General features: G+C 38.7%; 13 protein-coding genes and 1 pseudogene. 2 read left to right on the forward strand and 12 right to left on the reverse strand.

The window, feature by feature from the left end; translation table 11 throughout:
* Positions 1 to 13: 13 nt before the first annotated feature.
* The 3 genes from CWB65_RS03565 to CWB65_RS03575 all read right to left on the reverse strand — a co-directional run bounded on the left by CWB65_RS03565 (position 14) and on the right by CWB65_RS03575 (position 3,311).
* A complete protein-coding gene (locus CWB65_RS03565; RefSeq protein WP_138739891.1) occupies positions 14 to 1,018 on the reverse strand; it encodes an HNH endonuclease in 1,005 nt (334 codons plus the stop codon).
* On the reverse strand, positions 1,011 to 2,972 hold the full coding sequence (locus tag CWB65_RS03570; protein WP_138739892.1) for an AAA family ATPase: 1,962 nt from the start codon (positions 2,970 to 2,972) through the stop codon (positions 1,011 to 1,013). The genes CWB65_RS03565 and CWB65_RS03570 overlap by 8 nt, the downstream gene beginning before the upstream one ends.
* A 75-nt stretch (positions 2,973 to 3,047) precedes the next feature.
* On the reverse strand, positions 3,048 to 3,311 hold the full coding sequence (locus CWB65_RS03575) for a transposase (protein WP_138607086.1): 264 nt from the start codon (positions 3,309 to 3,311) through the stop codon (positions 3,048 to 3,050).
* 89 nt (positions 3,312 to 3,400) lie between these two features.
* On the opposite strand from CWB65_RS03575, the gene CWB65_RS03580 reads away from it, so the two are divergent.
* Positions 3,401 to 3,718 (forward strand): helix-turn-helix domain-containing protein, encoded by a 318-nt coding sequence (locus CWB65_RS03580; RefSeq protein ID WP_138739893.1) that lies wholly within the window; start codon positions 3,401 to 3,403, stop codon positions 3,716 to 3,718.
* Between the two features lie 180 nt (positions 3,719 to 3,898).
* Positions 3,899 to 4,672, forward strand: a pseudogene (gene ttcA, locus CWB65_RS03585) (tRNA 2-thiocytidine(32) synthetase TtcA); the annotation flags it as partial.
* Positions 4,673 to 4,718: 46 nt separating this feature from the next.
* Here ttcA and CWB65_RS03590 read toward each other — a convergent pair.
* The 9 genes from CWB65_RS03590 to CWB65_RS03630 all read right to left on the reverse strand — a co-directional run bounded on the left by CWB65_RS03590 (position 4,719) and on the right by CWB65_RS03630 (position 20,307).
* Positions 4,719 to 5,774, reverse strand: a complete 1,056-nt coding sequence (locus CWB65_RS03590) for a hypothetical protein (protein ID WP_138739894.1) — start codon at positions 5,772 to 5,774, stop codon at positions 4,719 to 4,721.
* 54 nt (positions 5,775 to 5,828) lie between these two features.
* Entirely contained in the window at positions 5,829 to 6,896 is a 1,068-nt protein-coding gene (locus CWB65_RS03595) for a hypothetical protein (protein WP_010557284.1), read from the reverse strand.
* A gap of 398 nt (positions 6,897 to 7,294) precedes the next feature.
* A complete protein-coding gene (locus CWB65_RS20150; protein WP_138739895.1) occupies positions 7,295 to 8,617 on the reverse strand; it encodes a methyl-accepting chemotaxis protein in 1,323 nt (440 codons plus the stop codon).
* A 243-nt stretch (positions 8,618 to 8,860) separates the two neighbouring features.
* Positions 8,861 to 9,082 (reverse strand): hypothetical protein, encoded by a 222-nt coding sequence (locus CWB65_RS03605; protein WP_138739896.1) that lies wholly within the window; start codon positions 9,080 to 9,082, stop codon positions 8,861 to 8,863.
* A 4-nt stretch (positions 9,083 to 9,086) separates the two neighbouring features.
* Positions 9,087 to 11,102, reverse strand: a complete 2,016-nt coding sequence (gene recD, locus CWB65_RS03610) for an exodeoxyribonuclease V subunit alpha (RefSeq protein WP_138739897.1) — start codon at positions 11,100 to 11,102, stop codon at positions 9,087 to 9,089.
* Positions 11,099 to 14,665, reverse strand: a complete 3,567-nt coding sequence (gene recB, locus CWB65_RS03615; protein WP_138739898.1) for an exodeoxyribonuclease V subunit beta — start codon at positions 14,663 to 14,665, stop codon at positions 11,099 to 11,101. The genes recD and recB overlap by 4 nt, the downstream gene beginning before the upstream one ends.
* Positions 14,652 to 17,948: an exodeoxyribonuclease V subunit gamma gene (recC, locus tag CWB65_RS03620; RefSeq protein WP_138739899.1), complete on the reverse strand. Its 3,297-nt coding sequence runs from the start codon at positions 17,946 to 17,948 to the stop codon at positions 14,652 to 14,654. The genes recB and recC overlap by 14 nt, the downstream gene beginning before the upstream one ends.
* Positions 17,949 to 18,130: 182 nt before the next feature.
* On the reverse strand, positions 18,131 to 19,186 hold the full coding sequence (locus tag CWB65_RS03625; RefSeq protein WP_138739900.1) for an alkaline phosphatase D family protein: 1,056 nt from the start codon (positions 19,184 to 19,186) through the stop codon (positions 18,131 to 18,133).
* Entirely contained in the window at positions 19,183 to 20,307 is a 1,125-nt protein-coding gene (locus CWB65_RS03630) for an alkaline phosphatase family protein (RefSeq protein ID WP_138739901.1), read from the reverse strand. Before CWB65_RS03630 ends, CWB65_RS03625 begins: the two co-directional genes overlap by 4 nt.
* Positions 20,308 to 20,327: the final 20 nt, after the last annotated feature.

Genomic DNA, 20,327 nt, shown 5'->3' on the forward strand with positions numbered 1-20,327 from the left:
AACTCGGGGCGATTCAATCATTCATTGAAATATATTCTCGCTTTATAGAACCTTTCTGATACTCCGCCTCAAGCTCAAATAATATAATGTTATTATTGAACTTAGCGCAACCACTTAAATTAATCAAAGGCGGCTTATCTAATAAAGGTGCAAAACTAAATACCCTATAGCCCCTAGTTCCGGCAATAAGTGGATGCATGTTTTTCAAATAAGTGTCTATAGACTTTTTAAACTTCTGATTACAAAAGTTACACGCAGGAATTAAATTGTATAGTGTGGTTGCTAAAAAAGGATATTTACTTTTAGGGTAAAAATGGTCTAAATCGGCTCTAGCTATAACATTTCTACCTAAAGTGGTTTCGATATCTCTTTTATTACAGTAAGGGCAAATCTCCAAAGAGCTTGATTCAATTATTTCTTGCCCTAATTCAGCTCTCAGAGCTTCATAATTAAATATTTTTTCTAGTTTATGAAACCACAACGGGTATTTGTTTCGAACAACTTTTGGTGTAGCTGAAATGCCTAAGTGTATATTTCTTATTCTACAACATACATGGTAGATTTTTATTGGGGTTGTTGCATTTATAAGTTCTACATAAAAGTAATTAGATAATATAGATGATTTTTCGTTGCGAATTTTTCCCAATTCAATGATAAATTTAGCTTTTAATGCAAAAACAGAGTTTCTATCTGTAATAGTTTTTGATTTAATCAAAGAGACGTCAAAATTTAAATCATAACTTCTAAAGTTAAAGTATGGATTAAATCTATCTGCAAGAAGAGGATAATTTTCATAAACCTCATTTATTTTTCGGCTTAAATTTTTTGGAGAACAAAATATTAAGCTTAAAAGAAATGATTCGCTGAATAAAGCACTGTAAAAATTTGAACTAATCTGACACTGATCCATCATCTCTGCATATACGGCTTTTTGATGTAATAAAGCATTTTTTAAAAAATTAGAGTTTTTTAATTTATTGCTAAAGCCTTCAGGAAAAGAGTATTTAAACTTAATCATCTAACAAAGATTCCTGAAGTGATTTATTACATATTTTATAAGCTAGATTCAATTGTTCTCTTGTTAACGGTATGCCTGTGAGCTTTGCATCTATAAGCGCTTGAAGCTTTGATCTTGAGTGCTCCCCATACGTAGAATCAAGGTGCATACCTTCCAGGTAAAAGTCTGATAACTTAGTTCCAAACCCTAGTGAATTACTAATAACTGTTTTTCCAGCTACAACTTTTAAAGCTAAGATATCTTCAGGTAAAAAATCGCCAATTATAAGTGGAGAATGCGTAGTTATAATAAATTGTGTCTTTGGCTCGTAACCGATACTTTTTATTAATTCTATTAGTTCAAAAATAAATTTCCGTTGCCATTCTGGGTGTAAATATAGATCAGCTTCATCAATTAAAAATAACTTAAATTCAGGTGGCTCATCTGCTATCAAACAACTAAAAATAGATGAAAATAAACTTGTCTTAGCAAACTCTCCACTGCTCAAGCCTTGCCAACCATGATCAATATTTTTTTGGAGGTAATCTGGGAGTTTATCAATTTGTTCTGAAACATAAAGAATATCAAGAGGCTCTTTTACTTTCACTCGTTCTAATCCTGAATAATTTGGAAAGTGAATGAGACTACCTGTAGGAAAATATTCATAAAGACTAAATTTTAAATCTCGGAAAGGTTCATCAATATCAGATCTATAAGCCACAATATCATTAGGATCATTCTCAAATACAACCGATAAATCTACGCAACTGATGTTTCTAACAACCTCAAGTAAAATATCTAAGTCCTTTTCTACAGCCTCTTCAAACGTTTTGCATAAATTGACGATAGAGTGATAGTTTTTTTTATCTATTGAAGTATTAATAGTTATAGCTTTTTCTATTGTTTCTGTAATACACCTCCGTATATTCAGGGGTGAACTAACATTGTTAATTTTAAGCGAATGAGTTTCGAAAAAAAGCTTGTTAACTAAAGCCATACAGAGATCAGCAGATAAACTTTGCTCAATATCAATCTTTTGAATATTGTACCTGAAGATATTCAAAATTCCCTTAGCTAATATTGCCGCAGAAGTTGTGCCATCTAGTTTAGAGTCCGGAGGAACTAAGACAGCCAATGCATCCCCATCATAAACATACGATGAAAAACTATTTAAGAAAAGATCGCTTAATTCATCAGTCAAACCTTGCAGGGGACCAGGAATATCGCTAGGCTCTCTAATAGAGCCTAGAGAAGAGAAAAGCTCATCTAGTTCTGAAACAGATAGATTATATTTTTCAGGGTATCTAAGAAAAAGCTCTCTATTATCATGAAAAAAACCTTTTTTCGTAATATCGAAAAGAAAGGATTGCTTCAACCAATTCTTCAGAGCTGGAGTCCATCCTCTGAACTTAAAAGTATAATAAACCTGACTTTCATTAGCTTTGTTTTTACGACATAAATATGTGAACAAATTACGTAATTGCTTGGTTCTATTTACTTTACTACTACTTAGCCTTTCAGATGTTAGGTCGACAACATTTTTCATTTTAGGCTTTTTATTTGAGCTAAATTTCGCCAGATTATTAACTTTAACAATTGTGTGCATACCTCTCGGCAAAAAATTTCGTACTGAATATTCCTTAAGTTGCTCACAAAACCTCACATCTAACTTACCGATATTTAACTCGACTTTAGAAAATAAATTTAAAGTCGAGTCAAAAAATAAATAAAAACCAGAGCTTTCGCTATAGCTATGAATACTTTCGATAAAATCTAATATAGAGGTTTTTCCGGAGCCATTTTTACCTATGACAGCTTGTAAATTTAGCCCTTTATAATAGTCTGGTACGTAAAACTCATTTTTACTTATCTTTAATACATTATCGTTAAAATCGAAAATAAATTCTGACATCAGCGGTATAAAAAGGTTTTTAAGCTGATGATGTTCACTAATATAAACGCAGGCTAATTTCATACTATGCAGGGATTGATTTTTTCATTGAATATACAGTGAGCTAGACAGTAGAACAATCATAAATATGTCTTTGTATTATATATCTTTCATCTCTCGAGCAAATATTTTAACAGCTTTTAATAACACTTCCCTTTCTCTTAATGTATGTTGAAGGTGCTCCTCAACCTTCATCAAAATAAATTTATTTTTGTTAGTGTCAAAACTTTCTTTGTGAACCTGTGCAATCCAAGCCTTTAACTGCTTAGTAGAAACTCCAATTTCACTAGCCACTTCAATAATTGGTGCACCGGTCTCAATAAGTTCATGTAATTTAATATTCACTCTAGAAGTATTTGTCATAAGTACCCACACGCTTAGGATTCCTAAGTATACATGATAGACTAAAACTTAGAGAATCTAAGTATAAAGTCGTTTTTTATGATAATTCATTGGAATATATTAACCCCATACCAACTCAGCTTGCTAAAGCCAGAAAAAAAGCTAACTTATCTCAAAAGGATTTGGGGATTCTTATTGGTCTTGATTCTAGCTCTGCGAGCAGTCGCATGAATCACTATGAGAAAGGTAGACACACACCTGACATTAAAACGCTGAAGAGAATATCTTTAGAACTAGGAGTTCCACTAAACTATTTCTTTTGTGAAGACGACATAACAGCCGAATTGGTAATTCAGATAGCTAACTTAAATAACTCCGAGAAGGAAGAGTTATTAAATCAAATTAAAGAAAAGTTTAAAGCAAAATAACACCCTCCCCGAATATTTCTAATAGCACGTTTTGTAAAACATCATAAGCCTGAAAATACATCAAATCTTTCATTCTTCTTCCATAGTTAACAGTTACCTTATTTTTTGTTAAGTTTAAAACCTTTAACCTGTTGTAAATAATATAAAAAAATATTTTCTGCATGTTATTATTCAATATAAGGAAAAGATAGCTATACAATGCTTGAAATGCTGCAGCACCTTAAACGTGTAGCCCCGATTAAATTTGATCTTGTGGTTGTTAATTTAGACCAAAAGCAACCCGGCTTCCCTGAACATGTATTGCCAGAGTACCTAGATAAACTCGATGTAGAGTACAAAATTGTAGAAGAAGATACCTACAGTATTGTAACCGACATAATTCCTGAAGGTAAAACCACCTGCTCGCTGTGTTCTCGCTTACGCCGTGGTATTTTATACCGCACAGCTAAAGAGCTTGGTGCAACTAAAATTGCTCTTGGTCATCACCGTGACGACATGATTGAAACACTGTTTTTGAACATGTTTTATGGTGGAAAACTAAAAAGTATGCCTGCTAAATTAATGAGCGACAACGGCGAGCATATGGTTATCCGCCCGCTTGCCTACTGTAAAGAAGCAGACATTAGTAAATACGCGTTTACTCAAGGCTATCCTATCATTCCGTGTAACTTGTGTGGCTCTCAAGAAAACTTGCAGCGTAAACATACAAAAAACATGTTAGCGCAATGGAATAAAGATCATCCGGGTCGCATTGAGAGTATTTTTACAGCCATGCAAAATATTGTGCCATCTCATTTAGCAGATGCTGAATTATTTGATTTTGAAAACCTAAAAACGGGTGAAGTGATTGATGGCGGCGATATTGCACTCGACAAGCCAGATATTCCTAAAGTACCTGTCATCAGCGATGCAGACGAAGAAAACGCTGGCGTTGTAACAATTAACTTAAGCTAACTAAGTTGTATTTTTGGGTTTGCATTAAAGCAAACCCAAAACTAGTTTAACCGTCGGCTAATCCTTTTAAAAACTCCAAGCTTAATTTTTCTTGCTCATTAGGTTGGTATGGCAGCTGTTGTAAACTGTCAAAAGGAAAGTCATTTATATCAAAGTGGCTAATTTCACTGTTACCAAAACTGTTTCGCTCGCCAGGACTTGGCGACATCCTTTCAATTACAAATCCACTCAAACGCATATCAGCCATACCTTGCGGCAAAATTGACCAATGTGCTTTTAAATCAATAGTTTGGCTTCCTTCACTTAAACGTTGTTTACTCACCAAGTGCGCAAGTGGTGTGTCGCCAGTAAAAAGGTTCGCCCGAATACGGTACAAGCCCTTTTTTACTACTTTTAAATTGGCGGGTATAAGCATGTTTTCGCTTTGTGGGTATGCCGACTCAAAACCAATAAGTGTCGCACTCGGTGGCATATATTGAATTTGCGCCACTACAGGGATTTGTTTTCCATCAACATTTGCTTCAACAAATATTTGTAAATTTCGCGGATAGTCTTCCTCAGCTTTAAAAATAACATTGGCTTCGCCATCTTGTGCATTACTTTTATAGGTTGTTACAGTCTCTTTTGTATCTGTATTGGCAAGCTCTACATTCACATTTTTAAGGCCACCTGCGCTGACTTTTAATGTTATTTCTTCTGGATACACAAACCTATATTTACTAAGGCTGACTGTAACCGCATTTCCTTTGTCGTCTATTGGACTTTCAACAGGGTAAAATTGATTAGGTTTTAAACGGTCTTCATCAAATTCAGACAATGGTTGTGAATATGGCGGATATTTAAGCGCACGCTCGTATTGAGTGGCAACCTGCTCTGCTGCTTTTGCTAAGTTGCTATTATAATCTGTTGTTACTTTTTGTTTTTGTAGTGATTTAGCGGGTAAGTTTACAGTGGTTGCTTGAATGTTTAATTTACTCTCAGCGGTTAAAGGCTGTTTTATCTTAACAACAGCGACTTCAACTTTAGCCTCTTCTTGAGAGGGCCAAACTAATAAAGCCAATACAGCCATTATTGAAACGACTACTAGGATTTTTTTTATCATTAATAGCTCAATCCTTATAAAAAGTGCAGCTTAATTAAGCTGCACATTTAACGTTTATGGGATCACATTATAAATTAATGCAGAAGCACTCGTTGTGTTTGAATTTTTAATATAACGGTAGTTCTTTTTCCAAAACCACGACCCTGTTGTTTGATCAAATGTATTAAAGCCAACATTTTGTCCGTCGACATTAATGTTATTCATAGCAATGGTTACATTACCTTTACGCTGAGCATTATGAATTTCATTATGGCTGTAGCTGTCACTCATCATCATAGGGTAATGGTTAGGCATAAAACTATTTACCGCATCACTTTGTGATTTTAATCGACCATCAGTATCAATACTGCTGCTACAGCTACCAAATGACCGTGCAGAGCTTGCACCACATGATGAGTGCGACGCAACAACCGAATCATCATTACCTTTTAAAAATGCGCCAGTGATCCCTAAGTATTCATTACCGTCGGCAACAAAACGTAAACGAGGTGTACGCGCATCTGGAAATGGAGAAATTTTACGCGCATTATTTACTTTTAAATCGTGTAACACGCCAACCGCTTCAGTAACATCGCTTCCTAGCCACCATCTAAGTGCTGCATCTATAGCAAAATTCCACGATGCACCTGTAAGTGCGCTTACAGCAACATCAGCAAGTTCACTACCGCCACCAGCACCGGCTAAATCAAATGTAGCAACAATATTGAGTGGAGAAAGCCCTGCGTTTTCTAACCAGTTTGCTTGGTTATCAATAATATGGCGTGCAATTAAATCCCCAGTAGAGTGTGTCACTAATACACAGCCATCAGCACATAAGTTTGAGCGAGATAACTGCTTTAATTTAGGCCAAACCCAATCTGTTGCTATTTTACCTTCAACACGCTCGTAGGCAGGCCAATCAATTCGTTCATCTGCTCTGTTATTCCAATACGACTGCCAATATGTTTCGCCATCATTTACAACGTCGCTACCTGATTTATTGGTTATTTGAGATACCTGCAAACCATGAATTAATATTATTTTGTGATCTTTACTTGCAGCTGAAAAACTCATTAGCATAGCAAGGCATGCGCCCACTATATGCTGAGGTTTTATCCACTTGTGTGTGTGTGTGTTGTTCATAAAATTCCTTAATGTGTGTGTTAAATATTATTTGTTAAGGTATTCATTATTAGTGTCTTTTTTTACTTATCTGCAATATTAAGCATTAGAGGAAATAACCTGATTCTACTATCAGCGAGTTATAACTCTATTTTACCTGCCTTTAGCAACGTACTTAGTTAAGCAAATTAGTATGACTGATCAGTCCAGACAATGACCAGTATTAGGAACAAAGAACAAAAATGCAACAATTTATTATCATTTATATTGAATCAAAACAAAATTTATTTTTTATCAACAACTTAAAAGTTGTCTTTTTTGGAATTATATGGTGGGTTTGTAAAAATATAGCTGAGGAGTGCAATCTATTTTGCCAAGCCTAAACGTGGTTTAGCCTTGGCAAAAATTTTTAACTGACTTTATTGACCTTTAAGCTCGCTTGTAAATTGCCCTATAGCATTTACAACTTCTTGAGCACCATTTTGAATTTCAGTCATTACATGTCCAGACTCTTTAGATAAAGCTAAGCCTTGCTCTGCTTTTTCTTTCCCTTTTTCAATCACATCTACCGTGTTTTGAGTTTGCGATTGATTGCGCTGTACAACTTCTACAATTTCTTCTGTTGCTTTAGACGTACGTGATGCGAGCAGACGAACCTCGTCTGCTACAACGGCAAACCCCCGACCTTGCTCACCAGCACGGGCGGCCTCAATAGCTGCATTGAGTGCAAGTAAATTAGTTTGCTCAGCAATACTACTAATGCTTTGAACTATGCTCGCTATTTGCTGAGATTGTTGATCTAATGCCGAAATTTCACTTGCCGCTTGTTCCATATTAATTGCAAGCTCTGTCATTACTGCCACAGTGTCTTTAACTACTTCAGCGCCTTGCTCTGCTTTTTTATCTGTTTGTGTTGAGGTGCTGTAGGCAATTTCGGCAGCTTGCGAAGTTGCAATTTCTCGATTTACTTGCTCTGTAATTACCGTGGCAAATTTCATTACCTTGTACAGTTTTCCTGCATCGTTAGAAATAGGATTGTAAGATGCCTCTAACCATACAATATTGCCGTGCTTATCTACTCGCTTAAATCGAGACGCAATAAACTGACCCTGCCTAAGTTTTTGCCAAAACGTTTGGTACTCTGGAGATTCAGCCTCTTCGCGCTCACAAAAAATTCGGTGATGCTGACCCAAAATTTCTTTTTCTTTATAGCTCATAGCGTCTAAAAATTGCTGATTAGCTTTTAAAGCATGCCCCTCTAAATCAAATTCAATAACCGCCATAGAACGATAAATTGCTTTAATTGTGTCACTTTGCTCACGAGATGCAGTAATTGTTTTGGTTAATACGGTACAAAAAATAGAAAAATACAAAAGCTGATCTTGCTCTCCTTTTACAGGATGAACAATTAAGCGTAACCACTCTACTTGACCGTCTTGGCGAATAAATTGTAACGCGCCCCCCCAATGGCCCTCTTTTTTAATCGCTTTTTGTAAGCTTTTGTACTCGTCTGAGTGCTGGGAATGTTCGGAAATAATATCTAAAAGCGGAGTATTAATAATATGATTTTCTCGATAGCCCAGCATATTAAGGAGCTGCTCGTTTGCGTGGGAAATTCGTCCGTCATAAAGAATATTAATTACTAGCATTTCACGATTAAGGCCTTCCCATACTTGTTGTAGTGGGTAAAGCTCTGCTTTTAAAGATGCTATTTCGTTTTGTTTACTATTAGAAAAAAACATTAATATCCTTACTAATACTCGAGGTATGAAATTTATAAATGCAGAGGCTAATTTATCTACGTGATAAATGAAATTTGCCCTAGCGTTAAATAATTTGCTTAAAGTTCAACCAAAGCCAAGACTTTTACATGGTAAAGTAAACACTTAACACACATTTGGGACCATTTATTACTTTAATATAGCCTCCATATAAGTCAAACTTTACGATGGGCTATTTTACTAAAATCACTGTTTAAGCCCCATTTACGCTTTTAAATGCAGTAATAGTGCAGGTAATAACGTTTCTATGCACTGGGCGTTTTCTTCATATTGGTGACTTATACGTACCCAACCGTCTGTTCCCATTATTTGTAGCGAGGTTATTTCTACGCTATCGATGTTTTCGTATTGAGTGCACCACAGCCCTTTTACTCTAAATATGCCAGAACTTGTAGTAATGCGATTTATTGTAAATGAGGTTTTCATAAGGTTATTTCACTTGTAACCGCTCATATAAACCAGATGATCGCGATACAGTTTTATTCATTGCTAACTGCAGTACCTTTTTATCGGCAACTAACTCAAAAGTATTTTTAGCACGGGTAATTCCGGTATAAACAAGCTGGCGATTAACCCCAACACTTGCCTGCTGTAATGGCGGTAAAACCATTGCGGTATAGCTAAATTCTGACCCTTGAGACTTATGTATTGTCATTGCAAACACCTTGTCGTGGGCGGGTAAACGGGCCGGTGAAAATGCACGTGTGCTGCCCTGCTCGTCAATAAATATAGCCTTAAGCTGCCCAGCTTCATCATTCATTAAAATACCAATATCGCCATTAAAGAGCTTTAATTGGTAATCGTTTTGGCTAACCATTATGGGCATACCACTATAGTGGCGCTGGTTTGGGTTTACGTTTATTAACCCTTGTTGCTGCAGGGTGCGTTCGATACGTTGGTTCAAACTATTAACGCCGTAGTCTCCCTCTTTTACTGCGGCCAGTAATTGATAACCTGCAAACGCAGCATGCACTTTGGCTACACTCTCACCTTGGGCAATTAAATTTAAATAGTGTGCATAATGTTTGGCTGCTCGATTTACTAGGTTTTCTATTGGTTTACCTATAAAGTCGTAATCCAAAATAACATCACTAAAACGCCCTTCAACACTTTCCTGCTCTACATAATTTAATAAGCCACTATTATTTGTATTAACTGCCAATGCTAGTTGCCCTATACCACTTTTAGCGTCAAAGCGGTAACTGCGTTGTAAAAAGGCAATGCAATCGGCTAGTTTAAATAGGCTATTTCCCTGCGATATTAATGTAGGCTGATCATCAAAACAAAGCGCATTTAATTCATCACACCGCTGCTTTGAGTAGTTTGGTGTGCGCCCAAGTGCAAGCCCTTGGCACAAATCGCTCATAACGCTGCCTGTATCAACCGAGGCAAGTTGGTCTTTATCACCAAGCATTATTAATCGAGCATGAGCAGGCAAAGCTTCAATTAATTTCGCCATTAGCGATAAATCCACCATGCTTGCTTCATCAATAATTAACACATCTAGGTGCAGAGGATTGCTTTGACTGTGTCTAAATTTATTAGTAAAAGGTTTTACCCCCAATAAGCGATGAATAGTTTGCGCAGTATCAGGGATCAGCGCTTTAATATCGTCGGGTATACTACTTAGCTGATTTTTAGCCCCTAAAATAGACTCACTTAGCCTTGCCGCAGCTTTACCCGTCGGTGCCACCAGCTTTATGCTTAATGGCGCTGCTTTGTAAAGCGATTGCAATATAGCCAGCAACTTAGTTACTGTGGTTGTTTTACCTGTTCCTGGGCCACCGGTTATTACACTAAACCCTTTAGTTGCTGCAATTGCGCACGCCACTTTTTGCCAGTCAACGTCGGCCACAGGTGGCTCTGGGAAATAATGCTGTAATAAAGCAGTAAGAGTTTGACTATCAATATTAAGCGCTCGCTCACTCATGCCTAATAGCCGCTCTGCAAGTATGTGCTCATAAGCTGCCAAACGCGAAAAATAAAGGCGTTGGTCAAATAACTGAAGTGGTTTGGCATCCCCAACGCTTTGATGATTTTGTAAGTAGGTTAACGCGGTTTGTTGGTTAAACCCTTGCACAAATGGGCTATACGTAGTGGGAATATTTCCTTCAACTTTATTAAAGTCGCTTTGGCGTAAATTAAATGGATTGGCCCAATCTATGGTGTTTAATGTTAAGCAACTGTGCTGGCTTTGTTGGGCTATACATAACAATAATACAATATAAAACAGCTCATTATGTGTTCTTTCATCCGTATTTGAGAGTAACTGCGCAAGTTTTACATCAACGACGCGTATTCTATTTTCGCCCAGTAAATAATCCAGTAACGGCACTTCGGTAACCACACTATTAGATACTGCCTGTTGCTCATGCGCTAAAGGCGTTTGTTCAACGTCGTCTTCTAGCGCGTCAAATAAACCCGGCTGTTGATTTAACTCACTCATAGCATGGCTCCTTGGCTAAATAAGCCATCTAAGATAGTTACTTGCTCTAGTGTCAATTGATTAAAGAAAACACCTTGCCCTGCTGGCATGCCACGTAAAAAGGTGTAATACACGCCCCCTAAGTGACGCTCAATTGAGTAGTCACTAATGCGTTGCTTTAATAGCCTATGCAGCGCTACGGTATATATTAAATACTGTAAATGGTATTGATGGCTGCTCATGGCTTGCTCTAGCTGTTCGGGTTCATAATCTTTAGGCGTATTACCTAAGTAATTAGATTTATAATCTAAAATATAATATTTACCTTGGTAGCAAAATATTAAATCTACAAAGCCTTTTAAAAGCCCTTTAACATGAGAAAAATCCAGCTTACTTTGCACAAAGCCAAAGTGTTTAATTAGCACTTCGTTAAGCTTGGGGGCACTTAAACTAGTCAGCGGTAAATTAAACTCCATTTCGACTAAGCAGTCACTGGGCGCTAGCTTACTTAAACTTAAATCAGTTTGAGCATTCAATGGGCAATTAAGTACATCGAGCACCCACTGCTGGGCAATTGGCTGCCATGTGTCGCTAATGTGATATTTATCAAAGGCCCGTTTAATAACCTGTGACAAATTTTGCTCGCTGTTTGTGGGGTGAGCAACGGGACTTGTAAAATCAATTTGTTCAAAAATTTCGTGTAAACAGCTTCCTGGCTTTGCCCCTTTAGGAAAACTAAAAGGTGAAGGGAGTTCGTCTTGTTGAACGGCAAACTCGTCTTTCTCGTGATCTTCATCGCTTCGCCCTGGGGCTAATTCATCACTGTGCTTTTTAAAACTCAATGCACTAAAGCTGGTTGCACGCCAATCTCGTTCTATGTGCGCCTTACTATTTTTTACACTCAGAATTTGCTGAGCAGCCTCGGTATTAGCAAACTGTAAGGTTCCCTGTTGGCGTAATTCTTCAGAGGTAAATTGCTGATAACACATAAATGTGTGCTTGTCGCAAAACTCACTTAAATGTGTTCGCCATATTTGACTGCTTGAAATTTCGAGCTCTGAGAACAGCACATGCCCAAGCGCACTACTTTGAATTGCTAACCGACTACTTTGCCCTTGCCCTATGTTATAAACACCCAGCGCACAAAAATGCACTGCTCGCGTAAGCGCTACATACAATAAACGTAAATCTTCGGCTAAGCGCTCTTTTTCAGCCTGCTGGAGTGCGTCTTCATTCTTACTTAAATCATAAATAAGTTTGCCATTTTTATGATAAAGCGCTTCTTTAGTTTCACGATAACCACTGGCAAACGGCATAAATACCAATGGATATTCGAGCCCTTTTGAAGCATGCATTGTCACAATTTTAACTAAGTTTGCATCACTTTCTAAACGTACTTGAACAGTTTCGCCATCTTGTTGACTCACCTTTTGCGCAAACCAGCGCAGTAGGCGTAATGTGCCTTCAAGCTCAATTTGTTTTTGCTGTAATATTTCACCAAGGTGTCTAAAGTCGGTAAGCCACCGCTCCACGTTGTAGCCTAAACCTTGCCATTTAGCACTTAACTGATTATGGCTTAGTAATCGCTCAAGCATGGCCATTGCCCCTTGCTTATGCCAAATATGGCTAAGCTGAGCAAAAAAGTTTAAGTGCTCTTGCCAAGCGTTTTCGTTATCGGCAAGTGCGTATACATCGTTATAACTTAAACAAAATAACGGTCCTGCGAGCACACCACGAAGTAATGACTCGTCATATTGACCATGTAATGCAGTTAAAAAATTAAGTAAATGATGGCTCAACTCTTGGCTAAACACGCTGTCGCGGGATAGATACACACTGGCAATTTTAGCCTCGCTCAAAGCCTTTTTCATTATTTGCGCTTCAACGCGGTCACGCACCAAAATACATATGTCTGCCGCACTTATTGGCGTTTTACCTATGCACGCTGTGCCTTGTTTAGCGTGTTCTAATAAAGTGACTATCTTATTCGCAAAGTAAGTAGCCAGATGTGCTTGCCCTACCCCTTTACTGGTGGGTTTATTTTTTTCATCGGCGGCTTCATCTACAAACACATTAAATTCAAAGGCGTTGGCCGGTTTACCATCAATTAAAAACGATTCATCTGCTTTTTTACCCTTAGCGCTCACTTTGTTAAACGGAATCACATCGTTATAAATAAAACTGTTGTCGTGTTTGCTAAATAAGCTATTTACGCTGTTTACTATATCGCTGCTTGAGCGAAAATTTGTGCCCAGTGTAAATTGTTGAGGCTCGTCTACCGCCTTTTTTGCGCCTATATACGTAAATATATCTGCGCCTCTAAAACCGTAAATAGCTTGTTTAGGATCGCCTATCATGGCAAGTGTGGTATTGGCTTGGCCATAAATGTGACTAAAAATACCATACTGAATCGGATCGGTGTCTTGAAACTCATCTATCATAGCAACCGGAAATAATTGCGCAATTTTTTGCGCAAGCACATCACCTTGCTCATTATTAAGTGCAGTGTATAAATTAGTGAGTAAGTCGTCGGGGGTGATCACACTTTGCTCTTGCTTACGCTTAACAATGGCTGATTTTACCCAGCGTGCAGCTTCTTGTACCAACGCTATTTTTAAACCTTGGTTCATGGTGTTGTTAAGCGCTGATAAGGTATCAAACTGACTTAATAACGGATGCGTAAACAAAGGCTGATTTTTTTTATAGTTAGTGGTGTCACTTAAGTTCTCGGTACTCCATATTTCAAACGAATACTTATTGGTACCAAACTCAAAAAACACGTCACTGCTTGCACAAAATGCATCAAGCGCTGCAAGGCTTGCTTTACGAGCGGGGGTTTTAGCACCACTTAGGCCTGAGCCTTTAATAGCATCAGTAAATGCGTGTTCTTGGCAATCTTTTTTAAACTGTGGGATGAGAGCTAGGTATTCATCACGAGCTTGCCATACATCATCTAAGTTTATTTGCGGTGTTATGTGCGCATTGGCTTTATTTAAAATGCTGGCTACTTGAGAAAATAAAGACTCGGGTGCTGAAAATACATCTAAAATAGCATCGGTTCTGTCTTCACTCAGTGGATAAACAAACGAACGCCAGAAGTCTTTTATTGTTTCGAGCAGTATGTCGCGCTCGTCTAAAATAAACTCTAAATTAAATGCCACACCCGACTCAAACGCATGTTGTTTTAACATTCGCTGACAAAAGCCATGAATCGTAAATATAGCAGCTTCATCCATCGATTTTGCTGCAGCGTCCAGTAAATCAAAGGCGCTGTGTTTGTCATCTACTGCGGCAATTACGCCTTCAATTAACTCATCGTTTGGGTTTTGCCCAAGTAATGCATCTCTGGCTGCAATAATACGGTTACGCACACGATCTTTGATTTCTTGAGTAGCAGCGTCGGTAAACGTTACTACCAAAATCTGTTCTACGCTTAAAGGAGCATTAAGCTCACCCGGTATTTGCATGCCAAGTAAATAGCGTAAATATAACCCGGTAATGGTATACGTTTTACCCGTTCCGGCACTGGCTTCTATTAAACTTTGCCCTTTGAGTGGCATAGTAAGTGGATTAAGCGCTTGCATGGTCGCTCTCCTTAGCATGCTCATATAACGGCGTAAGTAGCTTTTCGCTCCAGCTAATAAACTCGTCTTGGCAGTCGTTAAGTGATTGCACCGTTAATCTAATGTAGGGGTTTTCACCTTCACCTCGGCCTATGTATTGCGGACTAAATTTATTCATCGCTTTTGCCATATCGCCACCCGTTTTTATGTATTCGTACCCACTTACCGGATAAAACGCCACAGGCTCTTTGCGCAGTGCTTTGTATAATTCAAACCAATCTGCCAAAATTAAATCAGCGTCAGCTTTGCCCATAGGCGCAAAACTAATTTGTTTATCAAGCCCAAGTAATAAAGTTTCGAGGTTATGCCCCAAACTTTGTGCCACAAGGTGATAAATAAAGCCTCTAATCATGTCTTTGGCTTTAATGCTGGCGCTACGGTAAAACACCTGCTTTTGCATAAAAATATGGTTAAGCCAGCCCTGAATTTGTGTTCCTTGAATATTAAACGACACCTCTATAGGCTCACTTTTACCCGCTTTTATTTGCTCTTTCACCTGCCCTGCAAGCGCGTCAACGCGGTGTTGCATGCTTTGTAAAACTAAACTTCCCACATTCGCCTGCGGTAACTCGCCGCGTTGCAAAATTTGCTCAGTACTCATTGGCGTATCGTTAATTGTGGCTTCTAATATTTCGTCTAAATAAAAGTAACGGCGCAGCGCATCAATACTAAATGGCTCTTCATCTTTTGCTACTTCGTTAAATTGCGGCAAACGTAAACCCAAGGTTTGATTGTAAAAACTTTCTTGTGCGCTGCAAACACTGCGTATAAATACATCAAGCTCTAACTGTTCAGGTGGTTTTACATCAAGTGCGCTAACTGGCTCTGGTAATATGGGCTCATTTGGCAACCAAATTGGGTTATAGCTGTGATCATTAAGCACGGTACTATTTTTATTATCTTGGTAGTAGTGGCTATTAAACGGTTGCAAGTGTTGCTGGCTAATCAAACATGCCGGTAATGCTTTGGATGAGTCGTCACCCAGCGTAAAACTTCGCCCTATGTATTCTAATAACTCGCTCACTAGGGTTGATGGCATACGAGGTTGGTTATCAAAGCAGGAGCGGCCAATATAGCTCATATAAAGATTTTCACGGGCGCTAAGTAGCGCCTCTAAAAATAGGTAACGGTCATCTAATTTTCGTGATCGGTCACCTTTTTGTTTTTTAGAGTGTGGTACTAAATCAAACCCAATAGGCTGCACATTACGTGGGTAGTCAGCGTCGTTTAAACCTAGCATGCACACTACTTTAAATGGCACGGCGCGCATGGGCATAAGCGTACAAAAATTTACTTGCCCCACTAAAAACCGCTGACCGACGCCTTTTTCTTGTATACCCTGTTTTATTAAATAGCTAACTATGCGCTGCGACACCGCTTGATTGTAGTCACCGTTATCGTGGTGCTTTTGAATATCTTCTAGCACTTTTTGCAGCACTAATAAATCCCAACTGTCGTCGCTTTCACTCTCGTAAACAGCGCCAAGTAGCTCGCTTAAAATTTGTGCCTTATTAGTGAGGGTGTCATCGGGGGTAAGCTTAGCTTTAAAGTTTTGAAGCACATCGATAAAGCCTACCAGCTTATTAAGCGTATCAAGCGCCATTCCTTCTACTTCGTCGGCGCTGTAAATACCATTAAATGGGCATTGCTCGTCGCGCATGGCAATACCCAGTAATAAACGGTTTAAACCATGCTGCCATGTATTTAGTTCAATGGCGGGTAAATCAAAACTGTGTTTATGTTCGCCGTTGATGCCCCATTTAACACCTACGCGTTCAAGCCAGTACTGTATTTGTTCGTACTCGTGCGCTTCAAGGCCAAACTTTTCAGCTATTTGGGTTACTTGTAGTAAATCTAAAATATCTGATACGCCAAAGCGCGAGAACGGTAAGTTAGCTAAGCTGGCAAACGAGCTTAGTACTGGTTTTTCTTGCTCTATGGCTAAATCAGCTAACGCGTAGGGAATATAGCGGCTGCCTTGCGCACCACCAAATACAGCTTCTATATAGGGGCTGTATGTGCCTACATCGGGCATCATTACAATAATGTCTTTTGGGGTAAGCGCAGGGTTTTGGTTAAACAAATTAAGTAAGTAGTCGTGTAATCGCTCAACTTCTCTAAGCGGTGTATGGCAGTCACTAAGGGTAATGCTGGTATCGTTTGCACTTACTGGTAATTTACCTTCATCGTTTATAAACCATTCTTTGTTATCGGTAAGCGACTCCCCTTTAAACGCAAGCTGATAAATTTCGCTTTGTACTTGCCCAAGTAATGTAGCGTCAAAAGCATCTATAAAGCCATCAATCCAACGGGCATCAAGTTGCACTAGCTGTTCAAAATAATCGCGACCTAACTTCCCCCACGACGATAAAAGTGGGTTACCTATAAAGTAATAGTCTTCATCTGGGTTAGATTGTTTTTTTTGTTGCGCTTCCACCAGCGGCATTTTGGCGTATTTAGCATTTATTTTGGCCGCTGTTTTTTCGTCGATTATGTCACCCCAGTAATGCTCACTCGGGTTAAAAAAGAATAAAAACACCTCTGTTTTTTTGCTCAATGCTTCAAACACATCAAGCTGAGAATTGGCAATGGCTGATATACCAAATAAACTAATGCGTTTGGGTAATAAGCTGTTGTCCATATTTTCCAACGCAGCAAGTAATTGCCCCTGCATATTTGCACGGTGAAATTGGCTTTGGCCCAGCGCTTTGCTTAATTTTACAATTCGGCGCCATAAATCAGGCTGCCATGGTGCAATGGTCACATCTACGTCATCAAGTTCATCATTTCCGCTATCCCATGTTGCTATCCAATGCGGTCGATACATGAGGTATTGGTCGTACACATCAGCTATTTTTTCACATAGAGCAAAGGTTTTTTGGCCATCAATATCGCCCTCTAAGTAGGTTTTTAGGGGTAAGTAAAGCGGTTCGTCAATACAAGTGGGTAAAATTGAAAATAATTTCCATGCAAGGTTAGGTTTGTTAAAGGCCGACTCTTTAGGCACATTCGGTAATAGCTGCTGATAAAGTTGCCAAATGAAACTCGATGGCAACGGAAAATCAACCTGTGCAGCCACACCTAAATGCTCGCTCAAGCCAATTTTTAGCCACTGCGACATACCCGGAGATTGCACCAGCACCACTTCCTTATCGAACGGGCTTTGCAATGGGCTTACCTTTAACAGTTGATGAAACTGTGCTTGCAGGGCTTCCATACGGTTTGATTGAATAATATTGAGCATACGACACTGTCCTTACTTGAAGTAAAACCAGTGTAAGATATTTTCAATTATAGGGGTAGCAATAAGGGGAAAATGACGTTAATAAAACAGCAAGTTAGAAGGTAGTTAAACAAAAAATAAACGCACAGACCTTACTTTAATCACTTTTTAATCACTGTGCGTTTATTATTTATATCGCGCTCTTATTTATAAGGGCTAATACTTGAAAGGCCAAAGTTACTTTGCATAATGACCTTGCCGTCAATGCCTTTGAGTTTTAATGAGATAGCTGGGTCAGCTTGTTTCCAATCAATGCTTAAATCACCATAGTTTACATTGTGCGTATAATTGCCCACGCGATGCTTATTTGGGCTGACGTCTTTCCATTTTTCAGTCAAACCTGAGCTGGTCATTTCAATAAGCGGGTAATCTAGGTTTTGATTGTATTTAGATATTTCCCCCCAATGTGTATCGCCACTAATGATCACCACGCCATTTACTTTATGTTTTTTAATTAACGTAAATAAACGATTTCGATCTTCTGGAAAGTTTGCCCATGACTCCCAGCCTGTAAAATCAGGCAATAACTGCAAACTTGATGCTATAAGCTTAATAGCAGCAGGTTTTTTAAGCTCGCGCTCGAGCCACTGCCATTGCGCCTCACCTAGCATTGATGCGCCTTTTAATTCTGTTGGGCTATAAGGGCCTTGGTTGTTTAATTTACGCTTGGTGTAATATTCAAGCTCACTTACATGATTAAGTGTGTCACGGTTCCAACGTAAATCGGGCATAATCACTTGCACCGTTTGCTCGCCTTCACCATACATATACGAGGTATAAATACCGTCTGAGCGTGTTCTACGTTCTGTGTTTTTAGGCTCGCCCCAAAAGTCGAGCATAATTTGTCGCGATTCTTCTTTGTGAGGGTATTCTTTTCCGGCATCGTTTTGACCAAAGTCGTGATCGTCCCACATTGCAATTATAGCTGTGTTTTCTTTTAGGGTTTTAAAGCCGGGTTTTGCACCTAGTTTTTGATATTTATTATCAAGCACTGACATGTCATTGGTGTCGCCGTAAATATTGTCGCCTAAAAATATAAATAGATCGCCCTGCTCTTTATTTATGGTGTCGAATATTGGGATATCTTTGTCTTGATGCCCGCACGAGCCAAACAATATTTTTGATGGTGCAGCCATCGCGCTTGCACTAACAACCAACGCAAGCGTTGAATATAAAATAGGGTTTAATAACATTTTCATTTTAAAATCTCTTTAATAGCGGGTGCCATATTGGGGTTTATTATATGTGGTTGCTGACCAAGTGCCGCAAGCACTGTAGCGGCAATTTGCGCTTGTTTAACATTTTTAATTTTTATTAGGCCATTTCCTTTAATGGCAGGGCCAATTGCGCCAAGCCAAATATGCTCCGAACCAACAATTCCCTCTGGGAATGCCCTTTTACCTTGCACTGAATTGGCTAAGGCCTGTTTAGAGCTGTGGTGTTGCCAATCGCTTGCATGAGTACCTCGGCCGTGGTCAGTAGTAATAATAAGCGTTGTTTTGTTTTTATAACCTGGGGTACTTTGAATGGTTTGCCATAAGTCTTTTAAAAATGCATCGCTTTTTTTGGCTGATTTTAAGTAAGCATCGTAATGACCATCGTGAGCAAAATCATCTGTTTCACCTAAGCTAATTACCAGCAACTTGGGTTGTTTAGCCAACATGTAGGCTTTGGCAAAACGGTAGGTAAAACTGTCTAATCGAACATTTGTCCACGGGCTGGGGATTTCTTTTTGCAGTGCATTTAAAAGTGGCGCATCGGCAAATAAATCCTCTGCAATAGGCATAAACCCTGCATTTACATATACGTTACTGCGCTTGGTGTTTACAATGTATGGAAACACATCCCAGCTACCAAATAACGCGGTGCTGTTTTTAAATTCAGCTTGCGCGTCTAAACGCTCTAAAATAGTTTTATTTGGGTTATACACTTTATCGTTACTGTTAATATTTTCATCTACTTCGCCACTTAAGATTTCGTTATAACCGGGATACGAAAAATACCACGGATTACTAACCGACATTGTAGATCCCTTTGTTCTGTCGCCAATAATTACGCCTTGTTTAGCCACTACTTGCGTTAAAAAAGGCATTAATAATTGCTGACGCTTGTGTGGATTTTCATCCCAAAATTCATTACTTAAGTCGCTCGGCCGTTTAACAAAGTCTTTATTACTAATAAGGTTTTTATCAGCACCACTAAATACTTCTTGCCAGCGCACGCCATCAAGGGTTACAAGCACAACGTTTGCGTCATCCGCACACACAGAACTGGCAAGTAAAATAAAGCTCGCCAATAATACTTTTAATATTTTATGCATGAATTTTTCACCTCACGTTA

It is taken from the genome of Pseudoalteromonas sp. S554, from assembly GCF_005930865.1.
Lineage (GTDB): Bacteria > Pseudomonadota > Gammaproteobacteria > Enterobacterales > Alteromonadaceae > Pseudoalteromonas > Pseudoalteromonas marina.